Consider the following 19,285-nt stretch of genomic DNA (forward strand, 5'->3'; position numbering starts at 1 on the left):
CGTTACCCCTCGCTTTTAAGATGGAGGGTGAACATCCAGCGCCCCTGGCTGTCCTGCCGAAGCTCACCCGCCGTTCCGGGCGTAAAACCCGCTATTTGGCCCAGCGCATCGCGCAGAGCAGACAGGGCTGGCAGGGTTATGGCATACCCGGTCAACATCAGAGCAGGAGGCTGATAGCGAAGCTCTGTCAGCCAGACCTGTGAAGGAGTGGCGCGGGAAAGGGATTCCAGCACCGGTTGCCATGCGCGTTGCTGACGTGTCTGCGCTGGCTTCTGCGCCTGTGAGGCGAGTTTCTGCCGGGAGGCAAGCGCGTGCTGCACGGTCTGCATTCCCGTCAGCTCCGTTTGCAGCGCGTGCAGCCTCATAACAGGGTTTATCCGCAGGCAGAAAATGACCGCGAACATCAACAGCACGGTGCCGACACACATTGCCCCCCAGAAACGCAGGCATCGTGCGCGCCGCTGCTGTCGCCAGGGCAGAAAGTTCATGAGGCTCATCCGGGCACCTCGCTCATGGCCAGCGCCAGCGCAACGGTATAATCAGCGCCGCAGTCCGGTAGCGGGGCATGGCAGCGTTCCAGGATTTCCCACGGGTCACGTCGGTTATCAAACAGCGCGATGTCATCCGGACCAAGCGCCAGCAGCGCCGCCAGCTCGGCCACGCTTTCGGCTTCTGTGGTAAAGCGGCGTCCCCACTGGTGGCGCATCGCCCACAGCCACTGCCGGTCGTCGCGCCAGGCGACGCACGTCGCTGGCGCCACCGCAGGAAGAAGATTCGCCAGCGCGCTGGCATCCGGCGTAATGGCCACCAGCCGCAAACGCAGCGTTTTCGCCAGCGCCAGTAGGGTGTCGATCTCGTTGTTTTGCGCGGCGGTCACGTGAAAGGTATTGCTGAAAGTATCCTGCGCGTAATCGAAACAGAGCGTATCGGCAGACATCTCCAGTTCACGCGCGAGCGCCGCGCCAAGCCATGAGAGCTGCTCGCTGTCACGCAGCGCAACGGTCGGGCGGGGGAGCGACCGTTGCAGGGTGCGTGCTGCCGGGAAAGAGAGGAACACCCGATGGTAGTGCGGCAGCGTTTTGCGCCAGTCGCGTAACGCATCAACCAGCTGTTCTGGCTGACAAATTTTGCCGTCACGAATGATGCCCTCGTCCAGAGGAATCGCCCACCAGCGGCGCAAGCACCAGCCCGACTTCTCCCGGGCCAAGGCGACGATCTGCACCCTATCCTGTTGAATATGAACGCCCGTTTGCCATGTTTTGAAAGCCATGCTTCACGATCTCCTTATCGCCCGTCGTCTTGACGGCTATATCAATGAATCAGGCTTGCCTTTATACTACCGCGCGATTGTTTAGAAACTGCCCAAGTGAAACCAAATGGGAAATCTCCGGTGAAGTTCGTAAAGTATTTATTCATCCTTGCAGTCTGTTGCATTCTGCTGGGAGCAGGCTCGATTTACGGTTTGTACAAATATATTGAGCCACAGCTACCTGATGTCGCCACGCTTCGCGATGTGCGCCTCCAGATCCCGATGCAAGTCTATAGCGCCGATGGCGAGCTGATGGCGCAGTATGGCGAGAAGCGTCGTATTCCGCTGACCTTAAACCAAATCCCCCCCGTGATGGTGAAAGCCTTTATCGCCACGGAGGACAGCCGTTTTTACGAGCACCACGGTGTCGATCCGGTGGGGATTTTCCGTGCCGCGAGCATTGCGTTGTTCTCTGGTCACGCCTCTCAGGGGGCGAGTACCATTACGCAGCAGCTGGCGCGTAACTTCTTCCTCAGCCCTGAAAAGACGCTGATACGCAAGATCAAAGAGGTGTTCCTCGCGATCCGTATTGAGCAGCTGCTGAGCAAAGACGAAATCCTTGAGCTGTACCTCAACAAAATCTACCTGGGTTACCGCGCCTATGGCGTGGGGGCTGCCGCACAGGTGTACTTCGGTAAGCCCGTTGAGCAGCTCACCTTAAGCGAAATGGCAACCATCGCCGGTCTGCCGAAAGCGCCGTCCACGTTTAACCCGCTCTACTCGCTCGATCGCGCCACCGCGCGCCGTAACGTCGTTTTGTCACGTATGCTGAGCGAAGGCTACATCAGCCAGAGCGAGTACGACCAGGCGCGTAACGATGTCATTGACGCTAACTACCACGCCCCTGAGATCGCCTTCGCGTCCCCTTACCTGACCGAAATGGTTCGCCAGGAGATGGTGAATCGCTATGGTGACAAGGCCTACGAAGATGGCTATCGCGTGTACACCACCGTCACCCGTAAAGTCCAGCAGGCGGCTCAGGAAGCGGTGCGGAACAACGTGATGGACTACGATATGCGTCACGGCTATCGCGGCCCGTCAAACGTGCTCTGGAAAGTGGGCGAAAGCGCGTGGGACAGTAAAAAAATCACCAGTACGCTGAAGGCGCTGCCAACCTATGGTCCGCTCCTTCCTGCCGTGGTGACGCAGGCCGATCCTCAGGAAGCCGTTGCGACGCTCGCGGACGGTACGTCCGTCTCCCTGCGTATGGACGGTATCCGCTGGGCGCGTCCTTACCGCTCGGATACGCTGCAGGGCGCAACGCCGCGTAAAGTGACCGATGCCGTCCAGACCGGGCAGCAAATCTGGGTGCGGAAAGTAGGCGAATCCTGGTGGCTGGCACAGGTGCCGGACGTCAACTCGGCCCTGGTCTCTATCAATCCACAGAACGGTGCCATCCTGGCCCTGGTCGGCGGGTTTGATTTCAACCAGAGCAAATTTAACCGCGCCACTCAGGCGCTGCGTCAGGTCGGTTCCAATATCAAACCGTTCCTCTACACGGCAGCGATGGATAAGGGCTTGACCCTCGCCAGCATCCTTAACGACGTCCCAATCTCCCGCTGGGATGCCGGTGCCGGTTCCGACTGGCAGCCGAAGAACTCCCCTGCGGAGTATGCCGGTCCTATTCGTCTCCGTCAGGGCCTGGGACAGTCGAAAAACGTGGTGATGGTGCGCGCCATGCGCGCAATGGGCGTCGACTATGCCGCAGAGTATCTGCAGCGCTTCGGTTTCCCGGCGCAGAACATTGTTCGCACCGAGTCGCTGGCGTTAGGCTCCGCCTCGTTTACGCCGCTTCAGGTCGCACGCGGGTACTCGGTGATGGCCAACGGCGGCTTCCTGATTGACCCGTACTTCATCAGCAAGATCGAGAACGATCAGGGCGGCGTGCTCTTCGAAGCGAAGCCGAAAATTGCCTGCCCTGACTGCGATATTCCGGTGATTTATGGCAATACGCCGAAATCCGAGGTGCTTGAAAACAAGGACATGGAAGACCCTGCCGTGTCTCAGGAGCAGCAGAGCGGCGTCGTGCCGCAGCCGCAGCTTGAGCAGGCTAACCAGTCGCTGGTGGCACAGACCGGCGCGCCGGAGTATGCCCCGCACGTGATCAACACGCCGCTGTCGTTCCTGATCAAAAGCGCGCTGAACACCAACATCTTCGGTGAACCGGGCTGGCAGGGCACAGGCTGGCGCGCAGGGCGCGATTTGCAGCGCCATGATATCGGCGGTAAAACGGGGACAACCAACAGCTCGAAAGACGCGTGGTTCTCCGGCTACGGTCCGGGCGTGGTGACGTCGGTCTGGATCGGTTTCGACGATCACCGCCGTGACTTAGGCCGTACAACGGCCTCCGGCGCGATTAAGGATCAGATTTCCGGCTACGAAGGCGGTGCGAAGAGCGCGCAGCCGGCCTGGGACGCCTACATGAAGTCCGTTCTTGAAGGCGTGCCGGAGCAGCCGTTAACGCCACCGCCAGGCGTGGTGACGGTTAATATCGACCGCAGCACCGGTCAACTCGCCAACGGCGGTAATAGTCGCGAAGAGTATTTCATCGAGGGCACGCAGCCAACCACGCAGGCGGTGCACGAGGTGGGGACAGAGATTATTGATAACGGCGAGACGCACGAGCTGTTCTGACAACAAAGCAAAACGGCAACCTCTGGTTGCCGTTTTTGTGTTTGCTCTCTCTCCCGTGGGAGAGGGTTGGGGTGAGGGCATCAGGCCACTACAGTCGCCCCTGCCCCTTCAACCACTCCCGTACCAGGAACAGCGCGCTCACGTTGCGAGCCTCATTAAAGTCAGGGTCTTCAAGCAGATCCATCAGGTGCGCTAGCGGCCAGCGAACCTGCGGCAGCGGCTCCGGCTCATCCCCTTCCAGCGATTCAGGATAGAGATCTTCAGCCACCACGATATTCATTTTGCTGGAAAAATAGGACGGCGCCATGCTTAGCTTTTTCAGGAATGAAAGCTCATTCGCACCGAAGCCGACCTCTTCTTTCAGCTCGCGGTTTGCCGCTTCAAAGACGGTTTCACCCGGGTCGATAAGCCCTTTCGAGAACCCAAGCTCGTAAGATTCCGTTCCCACAGCGTATTCGCGGATCAAAATCAGATGATCGTCGACAATGGGAACAATCATCACCGCTTCGCGCGAAGAGGGGCGCATACGTTCATAAACGCGACGCACACCGTTGCTGAACTCCAGGTCCACACTTTCGACATTAAACAGGCGCGATTTGGCGACAGTTTCAACATTCAGAATGGTGGGTTTTTGTAATGGTTTGCTCATCTTGATGGGTCTTAGCAGTGAGAACTGGCGTTATTGTGCGATATGCCGCACGGTTTCGGCAATGTCAATCGTTCTTTATTTACATTTGTGCAACGTATCAGGGATCAATCCTCAATTCAAAACAAATGTCAAGAGGTTGAAATGTTTCCAGGAATTTGCTGATATCGCGCCATAACAGGCTTTGCTATCATCACCGGTCACTGGGATGCGCTTCAGAATGCTCAAGTTCGACTCCATACTTGCCGATAGCCAGCCACAGACTCTCATTCAATGTAAAGGTGCTACTGACTACACCTGTAAGAAGATAAGTAAGATGGGGAAAGCATGAGCACCATTTTGATTGTTCTCGCTGCTATGCTGGCCGGCGCGTTGGTTGCAGGGTGGTTGTACAGGCGCCGCGTACAGCGCCGTTATCGTCTGCCTTTTTTAAACGCATTTGCGGGTGCGAGCACGCGTAAACTCACGCAGGACGAGCGCGATGCGGTTGAAAACTATCTCGAAATCCTGAACCGTACTCAGTTAACGCCTGGGCCAACGGGAGCCACCGCTGCGCCCGTCGCGCTAAAGCTGAATGCGCAAAGTGATACCGTGCTGTGCGTGACGCGCTCCATCACGCGCTATGGCATCACCACTGATGACCCCAACAAATGGCGCTATTACCTTGATTCCGTCGAAGTGCATCTGCCCCCGTCCTGGGAGCAATACATTAATGACGAAAACAGCGTTGAGCTGATTCACACCGATTCGTTGCCTCTGGTAATCACGCTTAACGGCCATACGCTGAATGAATACCTTCAGGAAGCCCCGCGTTTTGCGCTGGAGCGCGCGAGTTCAACGCAGGCGTCCATTCGTGGCGAAGAGACAGAGCAGATCGAACTGCTGAACATTCGCCAGGAAACGCATGAAGAGTACGCCCTGAGCCGCCCGGACGGCATCCGTGAAGCCATTCTGATCGTTGCTGCTTTCCTGCTCTTTTTTATCTGCCTGCTGACGCCGGATGTGTTTGTCCCCTGGCTGGCAGGCGGCGCGGTGCTGCTGCTGGCCGGCGGGCTTTGGGGTCTCTTTGCTCCACCGGCTAAAACCTCGTTGCGCGAGATCCACTGCCTGCGCGGGACGCCAAAGCGCTGGGGCCTGTTCGGTGAAAACGATCAGGAGCATCTCAACAATATTTCGCTCGGTATTATCGACCTGATCTACCCGCGCCACTGGCAGCCGTGGATCGCGCAGGACCTAGGGCAGAAAACCGATATTGATATCTACCTTGACCGCCACGTTGTGCGTCAGGGGCGCTTCTTATCCCTGCATGATGAAGTGAAAAATTTCCCGCTTCAGCACTGGCTGCGCAGTACGGTCATTGCCGGCGGCGCCGCGCTGGTCTTAGCCATGCTGCTGCTTTTCGTGCCGCTGGATATGCCCATTAAATTCACCCTGTCGTGGATCAAAGGGGCGCAAACCATTGAAGCGACAAGCGTCAACAAACTGGATGAAGCCGGTGTACGCGTGGGGGACACGCTGCGCCTGAAGGGAACCGGGATGTGTAATATTCACACCCCGGGGGCGTGGAACACGCGTCAGAGCTCGCCGTTCATGCCGTTCGACTGTTCGCAAATTATCTGGAACGACGCGCCGCCGCTGCCGCTGCCGGAATCCGAAGTGGTGAACAAGGCCACGGCTCTTACCCAGACGGTTAACCGCCAGCTGCATCCGAAACCGGACGATGATTCGCGCGTCAGCCCCGCGCTGCGCTCGGCCATTCAGAAATCAGGCATGGTTCTGCTGGATGATTTTGGTGACATCGTCCTGAAAACGCAGGATTTATGCTCCTCTCAGGATGAGTGCATACGCCTTAAAAACGCCCTGGTAAACCTGGGGAACAGCAAAGACTGGGACTCGCTGGTAAAACGCGCCGAAGCGGGACGACTGGATGGCGTTAACGTGCTGCTGCGTCCGGTGAGCGCGGAATCGCTGGATAACCTGGTCGCCACCTCGACGTCGCCGTTCATGATGCGCGAGACCACCCGTGCGGCTCAGGCGCTGAACAGCCCGGCGCCGGGTGGCTTTGTGATAGCAAGCGATGAAGGCAGCGATCTGGTCGATCAGCCCTACCCGCAGGTTGCGCTTTATGACTACCCGGCACAGGAGCAGTGGAGCCAGTTCCAGCGCCTGGCGCAGATGCTGATGCAAACGCCGTTCAGCGCCGAAGGGATTGTCACGAGTATTTATACCGACGCCAACGGCACTCGCCATATCGGCCTGCACCGGATGCCGGATAGCGCAGGCTTGTGGCGTTACATCGGCACCTCTTTGCTGATGACCGCGATGCTGATCGCCATTTTCTGGAACGGCTTTATGGCCCTGCGCCGCTACCAGCGCTCGCGCACCCGGCTTGCCGACATTCAGCAGTATTATGAAAACTGCCTCAATCCAAAGCTGATCCCCTCGTCTGAGAGCCTGATCTGATAACGTCGTTGCGCGACAAGATGTGCTACCCTGTCGCGCACGTTTCTTCTGGCTGGAGTTCCCCCTAATGCATCTTGATATCGCCTGGCAGGAGGTAGATACCGTTCTGCTGGATATGGACGGCACGCTGCTCGATCTCGCCTTTGATAACTATTTCTGGCAAACGCTGGTTCCAGAAACCTATGGCGAGCAGCAGGGGATCTCCCCGGCAGAAGCGCAGGCATTCATTCGTTCGCAATATAGTGCGGTGCAACATACGCTAAACTGGTACTGTCTTGACTACTGGAGCGAGCGCCTCGGTCTGGGTATTTGTGCCATGACCACCGCCCAGGGCCCGCGCGCCGTTCTGCGCGAGGATACCGTGCCCTTTCTGGATGCGCTGAAAGCGAGCGGCAAGCGCCGTATTTTGTTGACCAACGCGCATCCACATAATCTGGCGGTGAAGCTGGAGCATACCGGTCTGGCGTCGCACCTTGATTTATTACTTTCCACCCACACATTTGGTTATCCGAAAGAGGATCAGCGGTTGTGGCATGCGGTGAGGGAAGAGACGGGTTTGCAGCCAGAACGTACGTTGTTCATTGATGACAGCGAGCCCATTCTGGATTCCGCGGCAAGGTTTGGCATTCGCTACTGTCTGGGCGTGACCAATCCTGACTCTGGCCTGGCTGAAAAAAGCTATCTGCGCCACCCTGGGCTGAACGACTATCGCCAGATGATCCCCTCACTGACCGTGAAGGAGACGCCATGAAAGAAAAACCCTCTGACGGGGTAAGACTGGATAAATGGCTGTGGGCAGCGCGTTTTTATAAAACACGCGCCCTCGCCCGCGAGATGGTTGACGGCGGAAAAGTGCATTACAACGGCCAGCGCAGCAAACCGAGCAAGCTGGTTGAGCTGAATGCGACCTTAACGCTGCGTCAGGGCAACGATGAACGTACGGTGGTGATTAAAGCCATTACCGAACAGCGTCGACCTGCAGCGGAAGCCGTACTGCTTTATGAAGAGACAGCGGAGAGCATTGAAAAGCGCGAGAAGACCGCGCTGGCGCGCAAAATGAATGCGCTGACGATGCCCCACCCGGACCGGCGACCGGATAAAAAAGAGCGTCGCGATCTGATGAAATTTAAACACGGTGAGACTGATTAACCTCACCCGCACGAGAGATGAAAATGGCCCAACACGACCAATTACACCGCTATCTGTTTGAACAATTCGCCGTGCGCGGCGAGCTGGTCACCGTATCCGAAACCTGGAAACAGATTCTGGAAAACCACAACTACCCGCTGCCGGTGAAGACCCTGTTGGGCGAACTGCTGGTTGCCACCAGCCTGCTGACGGCGACGCTGAAGTTTGCCGGTGATATCACCGTGCAGCTGCAGGGCGACGGCCCGATGACGCTGGCGGTGATCAACGGCAATAACCAGCAGCAGATGCGCGGCGTGGCGCGCGTTCAGGGCGACGTGCCTGAAAATGCAGACCTCAAAACGCTGGTGGGTAATGGCTACCTGGTGATCACCATCTCCCCTGAGGAAGGTGAGCGCTATCAGGGCGTGGTGGGTCTGGAAGGCGATACCCTGGCAGCCTGCCTGGAAGATTACTTCATGCGTTCTGAACAGCTGCCGACGCGTCTCTTCATCCGCACCGGTGAAGTGGACGGTCAGCCTGCTGCGGGCGGTATGCTGCTGCAGGTTCTGCCTGCGCAGGACGCACAGACCAATGACTTTGAGCACCTGGCGACGCTGACCGAAACCATCAAAGCGGAAGAGCTGTTCAACCTGTCGGCGACCGACGTGCTGTGGCGTCTGTACCACGAAGAAGAAGTGACGGTTTACGATCCGCAGTCCGTGGAATTTAAGTGCACCTGCTCACGCGAGCGCTGTGCTGGCGCGCTGAAAACCCTGCCGGATGAAGAGATCGACAGCATCATGGCGGAAGACGGCGAAATTGATATGCACTGTGACTACTGCGGTACGCACTACGTGTTCAATTCGATGGATATCGCTGAGATCCGCAATAACGCCTCCCCGGCGGATCCGCAGGTTCACTAAACCTCTTTCCCCTCACCCTAACCCTCTCCCCAAAGGGGAGAGGGCTGGGGTGAGGGGTAAAAAACTCCCCCCAAGCTGAATCGTTTTCCTTATGTAACTCTTACGTAATTTTCTTACGTGTATGCGATTACATTCACATTCTTTCCGATAAAATCACCACTCTTTAACCTTTTCGGAACATTTTCCCCAACCAAAAAGCGATTCCTGCGATAATCCGCCTGCGCTGTGACTGGAGTCGCAGCGTTTTCCGTTAGTAAGGGTTTTGTCCAGATGCGTAAATCTATGAGCCCCGTCGCGGTTAACAACCTCAGAAAAACCCTACAATTTCAGGCAGTACATATTGGCTAAGGAGCAGTGATATGCGTGTTACTGGTTTAACCCCGCAAGATCTCAAGGCTTATGGTATTCACGACGTCCAGGAAATCGTCTACAACCCCGACTACGATATGCTGTATCAGGAAGAGCTCAATCCAGCACTGGAAGGATACGAGCGTGGTGTGTTGACGAATCTTGGTGCTATCGCCGTCGATACCGGTATTTTTACCGGTCGTTCGCCGAAAGATAAGTATATCGTCCGAGACGAAACCACCCGCGATACGCTGTGGTGGGCTGACAAGGGCAAAGGGAAGAACGACAACAAACCGCTCTCCCCGGAAACCTGGCAGCACCTGAAAGGGCTCGTCACCCATCAACTTTCCGGCAAGCGTCTGTTCATTGTCGACGCTTTCTGCGGCGCTAACGCCGATACCCGTCTCTCCGTGCGTTTTATCACTGAAGTGGCCTGGCAGGCGCATTTCGTGAAAAACATGTTTATTCGTCCAACCGACGAAGAGCTGCAGGATTTCACCCCGGATTTCATCGTGATGAACGGAGCGAAATGCACTAACCCACAGTGGAAAGAGCAGGGTCTGAACTCCGAAAACTTTGTGGCCTTCAACCTGACCGAACGTATCCAGCTGATCGGCGGTACCTGGTACGGCGGCGAAATGAAGAAAGGGATGTTCTCGGTCATGAACTACCTGCTGCCGCTGCGGGGCATCGCCTCCATGCACTGCTCGGCTAACGTCGGTGAAAAAGGCGACGTGGCGGTATTCTTCGGCCTGTCCGGCACCGGGAAAACCACCCTGTCCACCGATCCAAAACGTCGCCTGATTGGCGATGACGAACACGGCTGGGATGACGACGGCGTATTCAACTTTGAAGGCGGCTGCTACGCGAAGACCATTCGCCTGTCTGAAGAGGCCGAGCCGGATATTTTCCACGCGATCCGTCGCGATGCGCTGCTGGAAAACGTCACCGTGCGTGCCGACGGCTCCATCGACTTCGACGATGCGTCGAAAACGGAAAACACCCGCGTCTCTTACCCGATCTACCACATCGACAATATCGTGAAGCCGGTGTCAAAAGCGGGTCATGCCACGAAGGTCATTTTCCTGACCGCGGATGCGTTCGGCGTGCTGCCTCCGGTGTCTCGCCTGACGGCCAGCCAGACGCAGTATCACTTCCTCTCCGGTTTTACCGCCAAGCTGGCGGGTACCGAGCGTGGCGTGACGGAGCCAACCCCAACCTTCTCCGCCTGCTTCGGCGCGGCCTTCCTGTCGCTGCACCCGACGCAGTACGCTGAAGTGCTGGTGAAACGCATGCAGGCATCCGGCGCGCAGGCATACCTGGTGAACACCGGCTGGAACGGTACCGGCAAACGTATCTCCATCAAAGATACCCGCGCGATTATAGACGCCATTCTGGATGGTTCTCTGGACGACGCCGAAACCTTTACGCTGCCGATGTTTGACCTGGCGATCCCAACGTCGCTGCCGGGTGTGGATACGCATATCCTCGACCCGCGCAACACGTACGGTTCTCCGGAGCAGTGGCGCGAGAAAGCGGAATCGCTGGCGAAGCTGTTTATCGAGAACTTCGAGAAGTACACCGATACCCCGGCGGGTGCTGCGCTGGTGAGCGCGGGTCCGAAGCTGTAGGTAAAAGCAAAAAGGCAACGAAAGTTGCCTTTTTTAATGTTTTCTCCCTCTCCCCGTGGGAGAGGGTCGGGGTGAGGGCATCAGGCCGCACCTTTTTTTAACCCTCTTTCACCTGCCCCCGCGTCACCGGTACCGGCAGCCAGGCGCGAATGCTCAACCCACCCCGCTCGCTGGTGCCAATCTCCAGCAGTCCGTTGTGGTTATCGATAATACGCTGAACAATCGCCAGGCCTAAGCCCGTGCCGCTGGTGCTGCGAGCGCTGTCGCCGCGCACAAACGGCTGGAACAGATGCTTACGCTGCTCGGGCTTGATGCCCGGACCGTCGTCTTCCACCTGGAACCAGGCGCGGTTGAGTTCAGACCCGCTGCTGACTTTAATCCAGCCATTGCCGTAGCGCGCCGCGTTGACCACCATATTCGCCACTGCACGTTTGATGGAGAGCGGGTGCATGCGTACCTGAATTTCACCCGCCTGCAGGTCGGTATCAATCTCGCGCTCGTAGCCGCTTTCCGCCGCCACCACTTCGCCCAGCACCGCGTTCAGATCCGCCATCTCCATCGGCATCTCCTGCCCGGTGCGCAGGTAGTCGATGAACTGCTCGATGATGGCGTTACACTCTTCGATGTCTTTGTTGATGGACTCGGCGAGATAACCGTCCTCTTCCCCCATCATCTCCGTCGCCAGACGAATACGCGTCAGCGGCGTGCGCAGGTCATGGCTGACGCCCGCCATCAGCAGCGTACGGTCATCCGCCAGCTGCTTCACGCCTGCCGCCATATGGTTAAACGCGCGCGTCACCGAACGGACTTCCGAGGCGCCATACTCGCGCAGCGGAGGTGGAATAATCCCTTTACCGACCTGCAGCGCAGCGTGCTCCAGGTCGACCAGCGGTCGGTTCTGTATACGGATAAATAGCCACGCGCCGCCTATCGCCAGCAGCATAATCGCCAGGGTGTAGCGGAACAGCGGCGAGAAGTCGCCCTGATGGATTTCGGTCAGCGGAACGCGCACCCAGATATTGGGTGACAGCCAGGTTTTCAGCCAGACGACGGGCGAACTTTTGTTGACCTCAACGCGCACTTCCGTTGGGCCGCCCAGCTGCTGCGCCATCTGCTGGCTGAGGAATTCGTAGTGCTGCGCCCAGCGCAGGCCAGCGTCTTCCGCCGCTTCGTTGGAGTAGAGCGAAATGCCCAGCTCACGGTAGATTTCACGGCGAAACGCCGGGGGAACGACGAGCTGCGTGCCGTCCTCCAGCTGCAGTTTGTCGGTCATCAGCATACGGACTTCGTAGGCCAGGACCTTATTAAACTGCTGGAGGCTCGGCAGGATCGCAAAGTTCAGCACCACCAGATAGGTCGTCACCAGGCTGACGAACAGCAGGGTGACGATCAGCAACAGGGTGCGGGCAAACGAGCTACGCGGCGAGAAGCGCATTCGCCTCATGCTTTAGAGCCGTCCGGGACGAACACGTAGCCCAGACCCCATACGGTCTGAATATAACGAGGATGCGCAGGATCTTCTTCCACCATGCGGCGCAGGCGGGAGATCTGCACGTCAATGGAGCGTTCCATTGCGGAGTATTCGCGACCGCGCGCCAGGTTCATCAGCTTGTCACGGGAAAGCGGTTCACGCGGGTGGCTGACCAGCGCTTTCAGAACCGCAAACTCGCCGCTGGTGAGCGGCATTGGCTCGTCTTCACGGAACATCTCGCGCGTGCCGAGGTTCAGCTTGAACTTGCCGAAGGCGATGACGGCTTCTTCCTGCGACGGTGCGCCAGGCAGTTCGTTCGCCTGACGGCGGAGAACAGCGCGAATACGCGCCAGCAGTTCACGCGGGTTAAACGGTTTTGGAATGTAGTCATCCGCGCCAATTTCGAGGCCGACGATACGGTCAACTTCCTCACCCTTCGCCGTCACCATGATGATCGGCATCGGGTTGCTCTGGCTGCGCAGACGGCGGCAAATAGAAAGCCCGTCTTCGCCAGGCAGCATCAGGTCGAGAACCATCAGGTGGAAAGATTCACGGGTCAGCAGACGGTCCATCTGCTCAGCGTTCGCGACGCTACGAACCTGGAAGCCCTGCTCGGTCAGATAACGTTCCAGCAGCGCGCGCAGGCGCATGTCGTCATCCACGACCAGAATTTTGTAGTTCTCTTGCATTGTGTGTACTCCCAAAGGTTCGGATAGTCTTTGTAACAGCGTATTCTAAAAAAGTGCACGTATTCGACCAGTTAATTCTGGTATAAATTCTAGTCGAAATTGTTACAAAGCATATTTAACAGCAGCTTATCTGCTCATTTCATCACATAAATCATTTTTAATCCTGTCTGTTACACTGTGCGGTACGTATTGTGCGCAAGACAGTTAACCGGCAGGCAGCAAAGGCTTTACCATGAAAACGCCCCTGATCACCCGCGAAGGGTACGAAAAGCTCAAAAAAGAGATGGATTACCTCTGGCGCGAAGAGCGTCCTGAAGTAACCAAAAAGGTGACCTGGGCGGCAAGCCTGGGCGATCGCAGCGAAAACGCTGACTACCAGTACAACAAAAAGCGGCTGCGCGAAATTGACCGCCGGGTTCGCTACCTGACGAAGTGTCTCGAGAATCTCAAAATTGTCGATTACTCCCCGCAGCAGGAGGGCAAAGTGTTCTTCGGCGCGTGGGTGGAAATTGAAAACGACGATGGCGACACTCTGCGTTTTCGCATTGTCGGCTACGATGAAATTTTTGGTCGTAAGGACTACATCTCCATCGACTCCCCGATGGCTCGCGCGCTGCTGAAAAAGGAAGTGGGCGATCTGGCCGTCGTTCAGACTCCAGCCGGTGAAGCCAGCTGGTACGTCAATGAGATCGTCTACGTAAAATAGTCCGAGAGCGCCCTCCCCGGCTGGCATTTTGCCGTGTCAGCCCGTATAACTATCCCCTGATTTTTCGACTCAACAGATGATAAAGCCATGATGAAAGATTCGCTCTGCCGCATTATTGCGGGTGATATTCAGGCCAGAGCCGAACAGGTAGAAGCTGCCGTTCGCCTGCTTGATGAAGGGAACACCGTGCCGTTTATTGCACGCTATCGTAAGGAAGTCACCGGCGGTCTGGATGACACGCAGCTGCGTAACCTGGAGACCCGTCTGGGCTATCTGCGCGAGCTGGAAGAACGTCGTCAGGCGATCCTCAAATCCATCGGCGAACAGGGCAAGCTGAGCAGCGAGCTTGAAAGCGCCATCAACGGCACCCTGAGCAAAACCGAACTCGAAGATCTCTATCTGCCGTACAAACCGAAGCGCCGCACGCGCGGGCAGATTGCGATTGAAGCGGGTCTTGAGCCGCTGGCCGACCTGCTGTGGAACGAGCCGTCCCACGATCCGGAAACCGAAGCCGCCAAATTCATCGACGCCGACAAAGGCGTAGCGGACACCAAGGCCGCCCTTGACGGCGCGCGCTACATTCTGATGGAGCGCTTCGCCGAAGACGCCGCCCTGCTCGCTAAAGTGCGTGATTACCTGTGGAAGAATGCCCACATCGTCTCTACCGTCGTCGCGGGTAAAGAGGAAGAAGGCGCGAAATTCCGCGACTACTTCGATCACCACGAACCGATCTCTACCGCCCCTTCACACCGCGCGCTGGCAATGTTCCGCGGCCGCAACGAAGGCGTGCTCCAGCTCTCCCTGAACGCCGACCCGCAGTTCGACGAGCCGCCGAAAGAGAGCCACTGCGAGCAGATCATTATCGACCATCTCGGCCTGCGCCTGAACAACGCCCCGGCGGACAGCTGGCGCAAAGGCGTGGTGAGCTGGACCTGGCGCATCAAGGTGCTGATGCACCTCGAAACCGAGCTGATGGGCACCGTGCGCGAGCGCGCCGAAGACGAAGCGATTAACGTCTTCGCCCGTAACCTGCACGACCTGCTGATGGCCGCCCCTGCCGGCCTGCGCGCGACCATGGGTCTCGATCCGGGCCTGCGTACCGGCGTGAAGGTCGCTGTGGTTGACGGCACCGGCAAGCTGGTGGCGACCGATACCATCTATCCGCACACCGGCCAGGCAGCGAAAGCGGCCGTCGTGGTAGCGGCGCTGTGCGAAAAATACAACGTGGAGCTGGTTGCTATCGGCAACGGTACGGCCTCACGCGAAACCGAGCGTTTCTACCTCGACGTGCAGAAGCAGTTCCCGAAAGTGACGGCGCAGAAAGTGATCGTCAGCGAAGCGGGAGCATCCGTCTATTCCGCGTCCGAGCTGGCGGCCCAGGAGTTCCCGGACCTGGACGTTTCCCTGCGCGGTGCGGTCTCTATCGCACGCCGCCTGCAGGATCCGCTGGCGGAGCTGGTGAAGATCGACCCGAAATCCATCGGCGTGGGCCAGTATCAGCACGACGTGAGCCAGACTCAGCTGGCGCGCAAGCTGGATGCGGTGGTGGAAGACTGCGTAAACGCCGTCGGCGTTGACCTGAACACCGCTTCCGTTCCCCTGCTGACCCGCGTGGCGGGCTTAACCTGCATGATGGCGCAGAACATCGTCGCCTGGCGTGATGAGAACGGCCAGTTCCAGAACCGTCAGCAGCTGCTGAAGGTGAGCCGTCTGGGGCCAAAAGCTTTTGAGCAGTGTGCGGGCTTCCTGCGCATCAACCATGGCGATAACCCGCTGGATGCCTCCACCGTGCACCCGGAGGCGTACCCGGTTGTGGAGCGCATTCTGGCCGCCACCCAGCAGGCGCTGAAAGATCTTATGGGTGACAGCAGCGCCCTGCGCAACCTGAAAGCCGTTGATTTCACCGACGACAAATTTGGTGTTCCCACCGTTACCGACATCATCAAAGAGCTGGAAAAGCCGGGCCGCGATCCGCGCCCTGAGTTCAAAACGGCGACCTTTGCTGACGGCGTGGAAACCATGAACGACCTGCTGCCCGGCATGGTGCTGGAAGGCGCGGTGACCAACGTCACCAACTTTGGCGCGTTTGTGGATATCGGCGTGCATCAGGACGGTCTGGTGCATATCTCTTCCCTTGCCGACAAGTTCGTTGAAGACCCGCACACCGTGGTCAAAGCGGGCGACATCGTGAAGGTGAAAGTGCTGGAAGTCGATCTGCAGCGCAAGCGTATCGCGCTGACCATGCGTCTGGACGAGCAGCCGGGCGACACCAGCGCGCGCCGCGGCGGCAATGGCGGTGGCCGCGAGCAGCAGCGCCCGGCCGCAAAAGCGGCAAAACCGCGCGGACGTGATGCTCAGCCTGCAGGCAACAGCGCGATGATGGATGCGCTGGCGGCAGCGATGGGTAAGAAACGCTAAGGTTACAATGCCCCTCACCCTAACCCTCTCCTCAAAGGGGAGAGGGGATCGCACGGTGCGGTCTTTCCCCCTCGTCCTCATGGGTGGGGGAATAAAATCATATCGAAATATATGAAACCGATTGCATAGCCATATTTAAACCACGAATTATCACCCCGTTAACAAATACTCCCCTTTTCGTTTTCCTGGCAATTCAGCAAATATTGAGCCAGGTCAAACAGGCCGTAAATTAATACCGTAAACAACATTCCGTCACAGTTTTAATATTGCTGATAAAAACTATTCTCATTATCATCCCATAGTAGATAATTTAACCTTTCGTGGAATCAGGCGTTATGCAATTCACTCCAGACAGTGCATGGAAGATTACCGGTTTTACCCGCGAAATTAGCCCGGCCTATCGGCAAAAGCTGCTGTCGCTGGGCATGCTGCCCGGCTCGTCATTCCAGGTCGTGCGCGTGGCGCCGCTGGGCGATCCGGTTCATATCGAAACCCGCCGCGTGAATCTGGTGCTGCGTAAGAAAGACCTCGCGTTAATAGAAGTCGAAGCCTTATCCCGATAACAAGCCAGCGGTTTCAGTGAGTCTAAAAAAATGAAAAAGTTAACTATTGGCTTAATTGGCAATCCTAATTCCGGCAAGACGACGCTTTTTAACCAGCTAACCGGAGCCCGCCAGCGCGTGGGCAACTGGGCGGGCGTGACGGTTGAGCGTAAAGAGGGCCAGTTCACGACAACGGACAACCAGGTGACGCTGGTTGACCTTCCCGGCACCTACTCCTTAACCACCATTTCGTCGCAAACCTCGCTCGATGAGCAGATTGCCTGCCACTATATTCTTGGCGGCGACGCGGACCTGCTGATCAACGTGGTCGACGCTTCCAATCTCGAACGTAACCTTTATCTGACGCTGCAGCTGCTGGAGCTGGGCATCCCCTGCATCGTGGCGCTCAACATGCTCGACATTGCGGAGAAACAAAAGCTTCGTATCGACGTCGATGCCCTCTCCGCGCGCCTGGGTTGCCCGGTCGTTCCGCTGGTCTCGACGCGCGCTCGCGGTATTGATGCGCTGAAGCTGGCCATTGACCGTCACCAGGGAAATCATGACATTGAGCTGGTGCATTACGCGCAGCCTCTCCTGCGCGAAGCCAATGTGCTGGCGCAGGAGATGGACAAAAGCATGCCTGCGAAACAGCGCCTGTGGCTCGGCCTGCAGATGCTGGAAGGGGATATCTACAGCCGCGCTTACGCCGGGCATGCGGCTGATAAGCTGGACGCGACGGTGGCCCGTCTTAGCGACGAGCTGGACGACCCGGCGCTGCACATCGCCGATGCGCGTTACCAGGCCATCGCCTCGATTTGCGACGTTGTCAGTAACGCGCTGACGGCAGAGCCCAGCCGCTTTACGGCAGCGGTGGATAAGGTCGTGCTTAACCGCTTCCTCGGTTTGCCCATCTTCCTGCTGGTGATGTACGTGATGTTCCTGCTCGCCATTAACATCGGCGGCGCACTCCAGCCTATTTTCGACGCCGGTTCCGTCGCGGTCTTCGTCCACGGAATTCAGTGGGTGGGTTACACTCTGCACTTCCCGGAATGGTTAACCATCTTCCTTGCACAGGGGATCGGCGGCGGTATCAACACCGTTCTGCCTCTGGTGCCGCAGATCGGCATGATGTATCTGTTCCTCTCGTTCCTGGAAGATTCCGGCTACATGGCGCGCGCCGCGTTCGTGATGGATCGTCTGATGCAGGCGCTGGGTCTGCCGGGTAAATCCTTCGTCCCGCTGATTGTCGGCTTCGGCTGTAACGTACCGTCGGTGATGGGCGCACGCACCCTGGATGCGCCACGTGAACGTCTGATGACCATCATGATGGCGCCGTTTATGTCCTGCGGTGCCCGTCTGGCCATCTTTGCGGTCTTTGCCGCAGCCTTCTTTGGTCAGCAGGGCGCGCTGGCGGTCTTCTCGCTGTATGTGCTGGGCATCGTGATGGCTATTCTTACCGGTTTAATGCTGAAGCACACCATCATGCGCGGTGAAGCGTCGCCGTTTGTGATGGAGCTGCCGGTGTATCACGTGCCGCATCTGAAAAGCCTGGCGATCCAGACCTGGCAGCGCCTGAAGGGCTTTGTGCTGCGCGCCGGTAAGGTGATTGTCATCGTCAGCATTTTCCTGAGCGCGCTGAACAGCTTCACCCTCAGCGGGCAGGCGGCAGATAACATCAACGACTCTGCCCTCGCCTCCGTCAGCCGCGTCATCACGCCGGTCTTCAAACCGATTGGCGTGCATGAGGATAACTGGCAGGCAACCGTCGGGCTATTCACCGGCGCGATGGCGAAAGAGGTGGTTGTCGGCACCCTGAACACGCTTTACACCGCCGAGAACATTCAGGAACAGGAATTTAATCCGGCAGAGTTTCATCTCGGTCATGAACTGCTGGGTGCCGTAGAGGAAACCTGGCAGAGCCTGAAAGACACCTTCAGCCTGAGCGTGCTGGCGAACCCTATTGAGGCCAGCAAAGGCGACGGCGAAATGGCAACAGGTGCCATGGGCGTGATGGGCGAGAAATTTGGCAGCGCGTCCGCGGCCTACAGCTACCTCATCTTTGTTCTGCTCTACATTCCGTGCATCTCCGTGATGGGGGCGATTGCCCGCGAGTCCAGCCGCGGCTGGATGGGCTTCTCCATCCTGTGGGGGTTAAACATTGCGTACTCGCTGTCGACGCTCTTTTATCAAACCGTTAATTTCAGCCAGCATCCGCGCTACAGCCTGGTCTGCATTCTCGCGGTTGTGCTGTTTAACGTGATAGTGCTCGGTTTACTGCGGCGTGCGCGCAGCCGCGTCGACATCGACCTGCTGGCAAACCGTAAAACCGCCGCGACCTGCTGCAGCAGCCCGGCGGGCGACTGTCACTAAGGAGTAA

Annotated in this window: 15 protein-coding genes; 10 read left to right on the forward strand and 5 right to left on the reverse strand. The window is 57.7% G+C overall.

The genetic code is table 11. The features are described 5' to 3' along the window. Positions 1-2: 2 nt before the first annotated feature. Together AC27FC_RS14145 and AC27FC_RS14150 are read right to left on the reverse strand one after the other, a co-directional pair. Entirely contained in the window at positions 3-497 is a 495-nt protein-coding gene (locus tag AC27FC_RS14145; protein WP_033146814.1) for a PilN domain-containing protein, read from the reverse strand. Next, complete coding sequence (locus AC27FC_RS14150; RefSeq protein ID WP_112778196.1) at positions 494-1,270, reverse strand: type IV pilus biogenesis protein PilM; 777 nt, start codon at positions 1,268-1,270, stop codon at positions 494-496. The genes AC27FC_RS14145 and AC27FC_RS14150 overlap by 4 nt, the downstream gene beginning before the upstream one ends. A gap of 120 nt (positions 1,271-1,390) precedes the next feature. On the opposite strand from AC27FC_RS14150, the gene mrcA reads away from it, so the two are divergent. After that, on the forward strand, positions 1,391-3,943 hold the full coding sequence (gene mrcA, locus AC27FC_RS14155; protein ID WP_094934889.1) for a peptidoglycan glycosyltransferase/peptidoglycan DD-transpeptidase MrcA: 2,553 nt from the start codon (positions 1,391-1,393) through the stop codon (positions 3,941-3,943). Between the two features lie 88 nt (positions 3,944-4,031). Here mrcA and nudE read toward each other — a convergent pair whose 3' ends face one another. Beyond that, positions 4,032-4,592 (reverse strand): ADP compounds hydrolase NudE, encoded by a 561-nt coding sequence (gene nudE / locus AC27FC_RS14160; protein WP_008503041.1) that lies wholly within the window; start codon positions 4,590-4,592, stop codon positions 4,032-4,034. A gap of 324 nt (positions 4,593-4,916) precedes the next feature. Between nudE and AC27FC_RS14165 the strand changes: the two genes are divergently transcribed. The 5 genes from AC27FC_RS14165 (at position 4,917) to pckA (ending at position 11,082) form a co-directional block, all read left to right on the forward strand. Beyond that, on the forward strand, positions 4,917-7,052 hold the full coding sequence (locus AC27FC_RS14165; RefSeq protein WP_033146817.1) for an intracellular growth attenuator family protein: 2,136 nt from the start codon (positions 4,917-4,919) through the stop codon (positions 7,050-7,052). 67 nt (positions 7,053-7,119) lie between these two features. Beyond that, the gene (gene yrfG / locus AC27FC_RS14170) at positions 7,120-7,803 is read left to right on the forward strand and encodes a GMP/IMP nucleotidase (RefSeq protein ID WP_196355113.1); all 684 of its coding nucleotides are present in this window, start codon (positions 7,120-7,122) and stop codon (positions 7,801-7,803) included. Beyond that, entirely contained in the window at positions 7,800-8,201 is a 402-nt protein-coding gene (hslR, locus tag AC27FC_RS14175) for a ribosome-associated heat shock protein Hsp15 (protein WP_029740483.1), read from the forward strand. The genes yrfG and hslR overlap by 4 nt, the downstream gene beginning before the upstream one ends. Before the next feature lie 17 nt (positions 8,202-8,218). Continuing rightward, entirely contained in the window at positions 8,219-9,103 is an 885-nt protein-coding gene (gene hslO / locus AC27FC_RS14180; RefSeq protein WP_161495995.1) for an Hsp33 family molecular chaperone HslO, read from the forward strand. A gap of 359 nt (positions 9,104-9,462) precedes the next feature. Further along, the gene (pckA, locus tag AC27FC_RS14185; RefSeq protein WP_196355112.1) at positions 9,463-11,082 is read left to right on the forward strand and encodes a phosphoenolpyruvate carboxykinase (ATP); all 1,620 of its coding nucleotides are present in this window, start codon (positions 9,463-9,465) and stop codon (positions 11,080-11,082) included. A 97-nt stretch (positions 11,083-11,179) separates the two neighbouring features. Here pckA and envZ read toward each other — a convergent pair whose 3' ends face one another. Further along, the gene (gene envZ, locus AC27FC_RS14190) at positions 11,180-12,526 is read right to left on the reverse strand and encodes a two-component system sensor histidine kinase EnvZ (RefSeq protein ID WP_010436407.1); all 1,347 of its coding nucleotides are present in this window, start codon (positions 12,524-12,526) and stop codon (positions 11,180-11,182) included. Then, positions 12,523-13,242 carry an osmolarity response regulator transcription factor OmpR gene (gene ompR, locus AC27FC_RS14195; RefSeq protein WP_001157751.1) on the reverse strand — a complete coding sequence of 240 codons (720 nt, stop codon included), beginning with the start codon at positions 13,240-13,242 and terminating at the stop codon, positions 12,523-12,525. The genes envZ and ompR overlap by 4 nt, the downstream gene beginning before the upstream one ends. Before the next feature lie 232 nt (positions 13,243-13,474). Here ompR and greB point away from each other — a divergent pair, with 232 nt between their 5' ends. The 4 genes from greB (at position 13,475) to feoB (ending at position 19,278) form a co-directional block, all read left to right on the forward strand. Continuing rightward, positions 13,475-13,948, forward strand: a complete 474-nt coding sequence (gene greB / locus AC27FC_RS14200; RefSeq protein ID WP_014885539.1) for a transcription elongation factor GreB — start codon at positions 13,475-13,477, stop codon at positions 13,946-13,948. Positions 13,949-14,035: 87 nt separating this feature from the next. Further along, positions 14,036-16,366: a Tex family protein gene (locus AC27FC_RS14205; protein WP_487160232.1), complete on the forward strand. Its 2,331-nt coding sequence runs from the start codon at positions 14,036-14,038 to the stop codon at positions 16,364-16,366. Positions 16,367-16,701: 335 nt separating this feature from the next. After that, positions 16,702-16,929 (forward strand): ferrous iron transporter A, encoded by a 228-nt coding sequence (gene feoA / locus AC27FC_RS14210; RefSeq protein ID WP_008503050.1) that lies wholly within the window; start codon positions 16,702-16,704, stop codon positions 16,927-16,929. 30 nt (positions 16,930-16,959) lie between these two features. Then, positions 16,960-19,278 carry a Fe(2+) transporter permease subunit FeoB gene (gene feoB, locus AC27FC_RS14215; RefSeq protein ID WP_033146822.1) on the forward strand — a complete coding sequence of 773 codons (2,319 nt, stop codon included), beginning with the start codon at positions 16,960-16,962 and terminating at the stop codon, positions 19,276-19,278. The last annotated feature ends 7 nt before the right edge of the window (positions 19,279-19,285 follow it).

The organism is Enterobacter sp. C3_dUdeg (assembly GCF_057536195.1).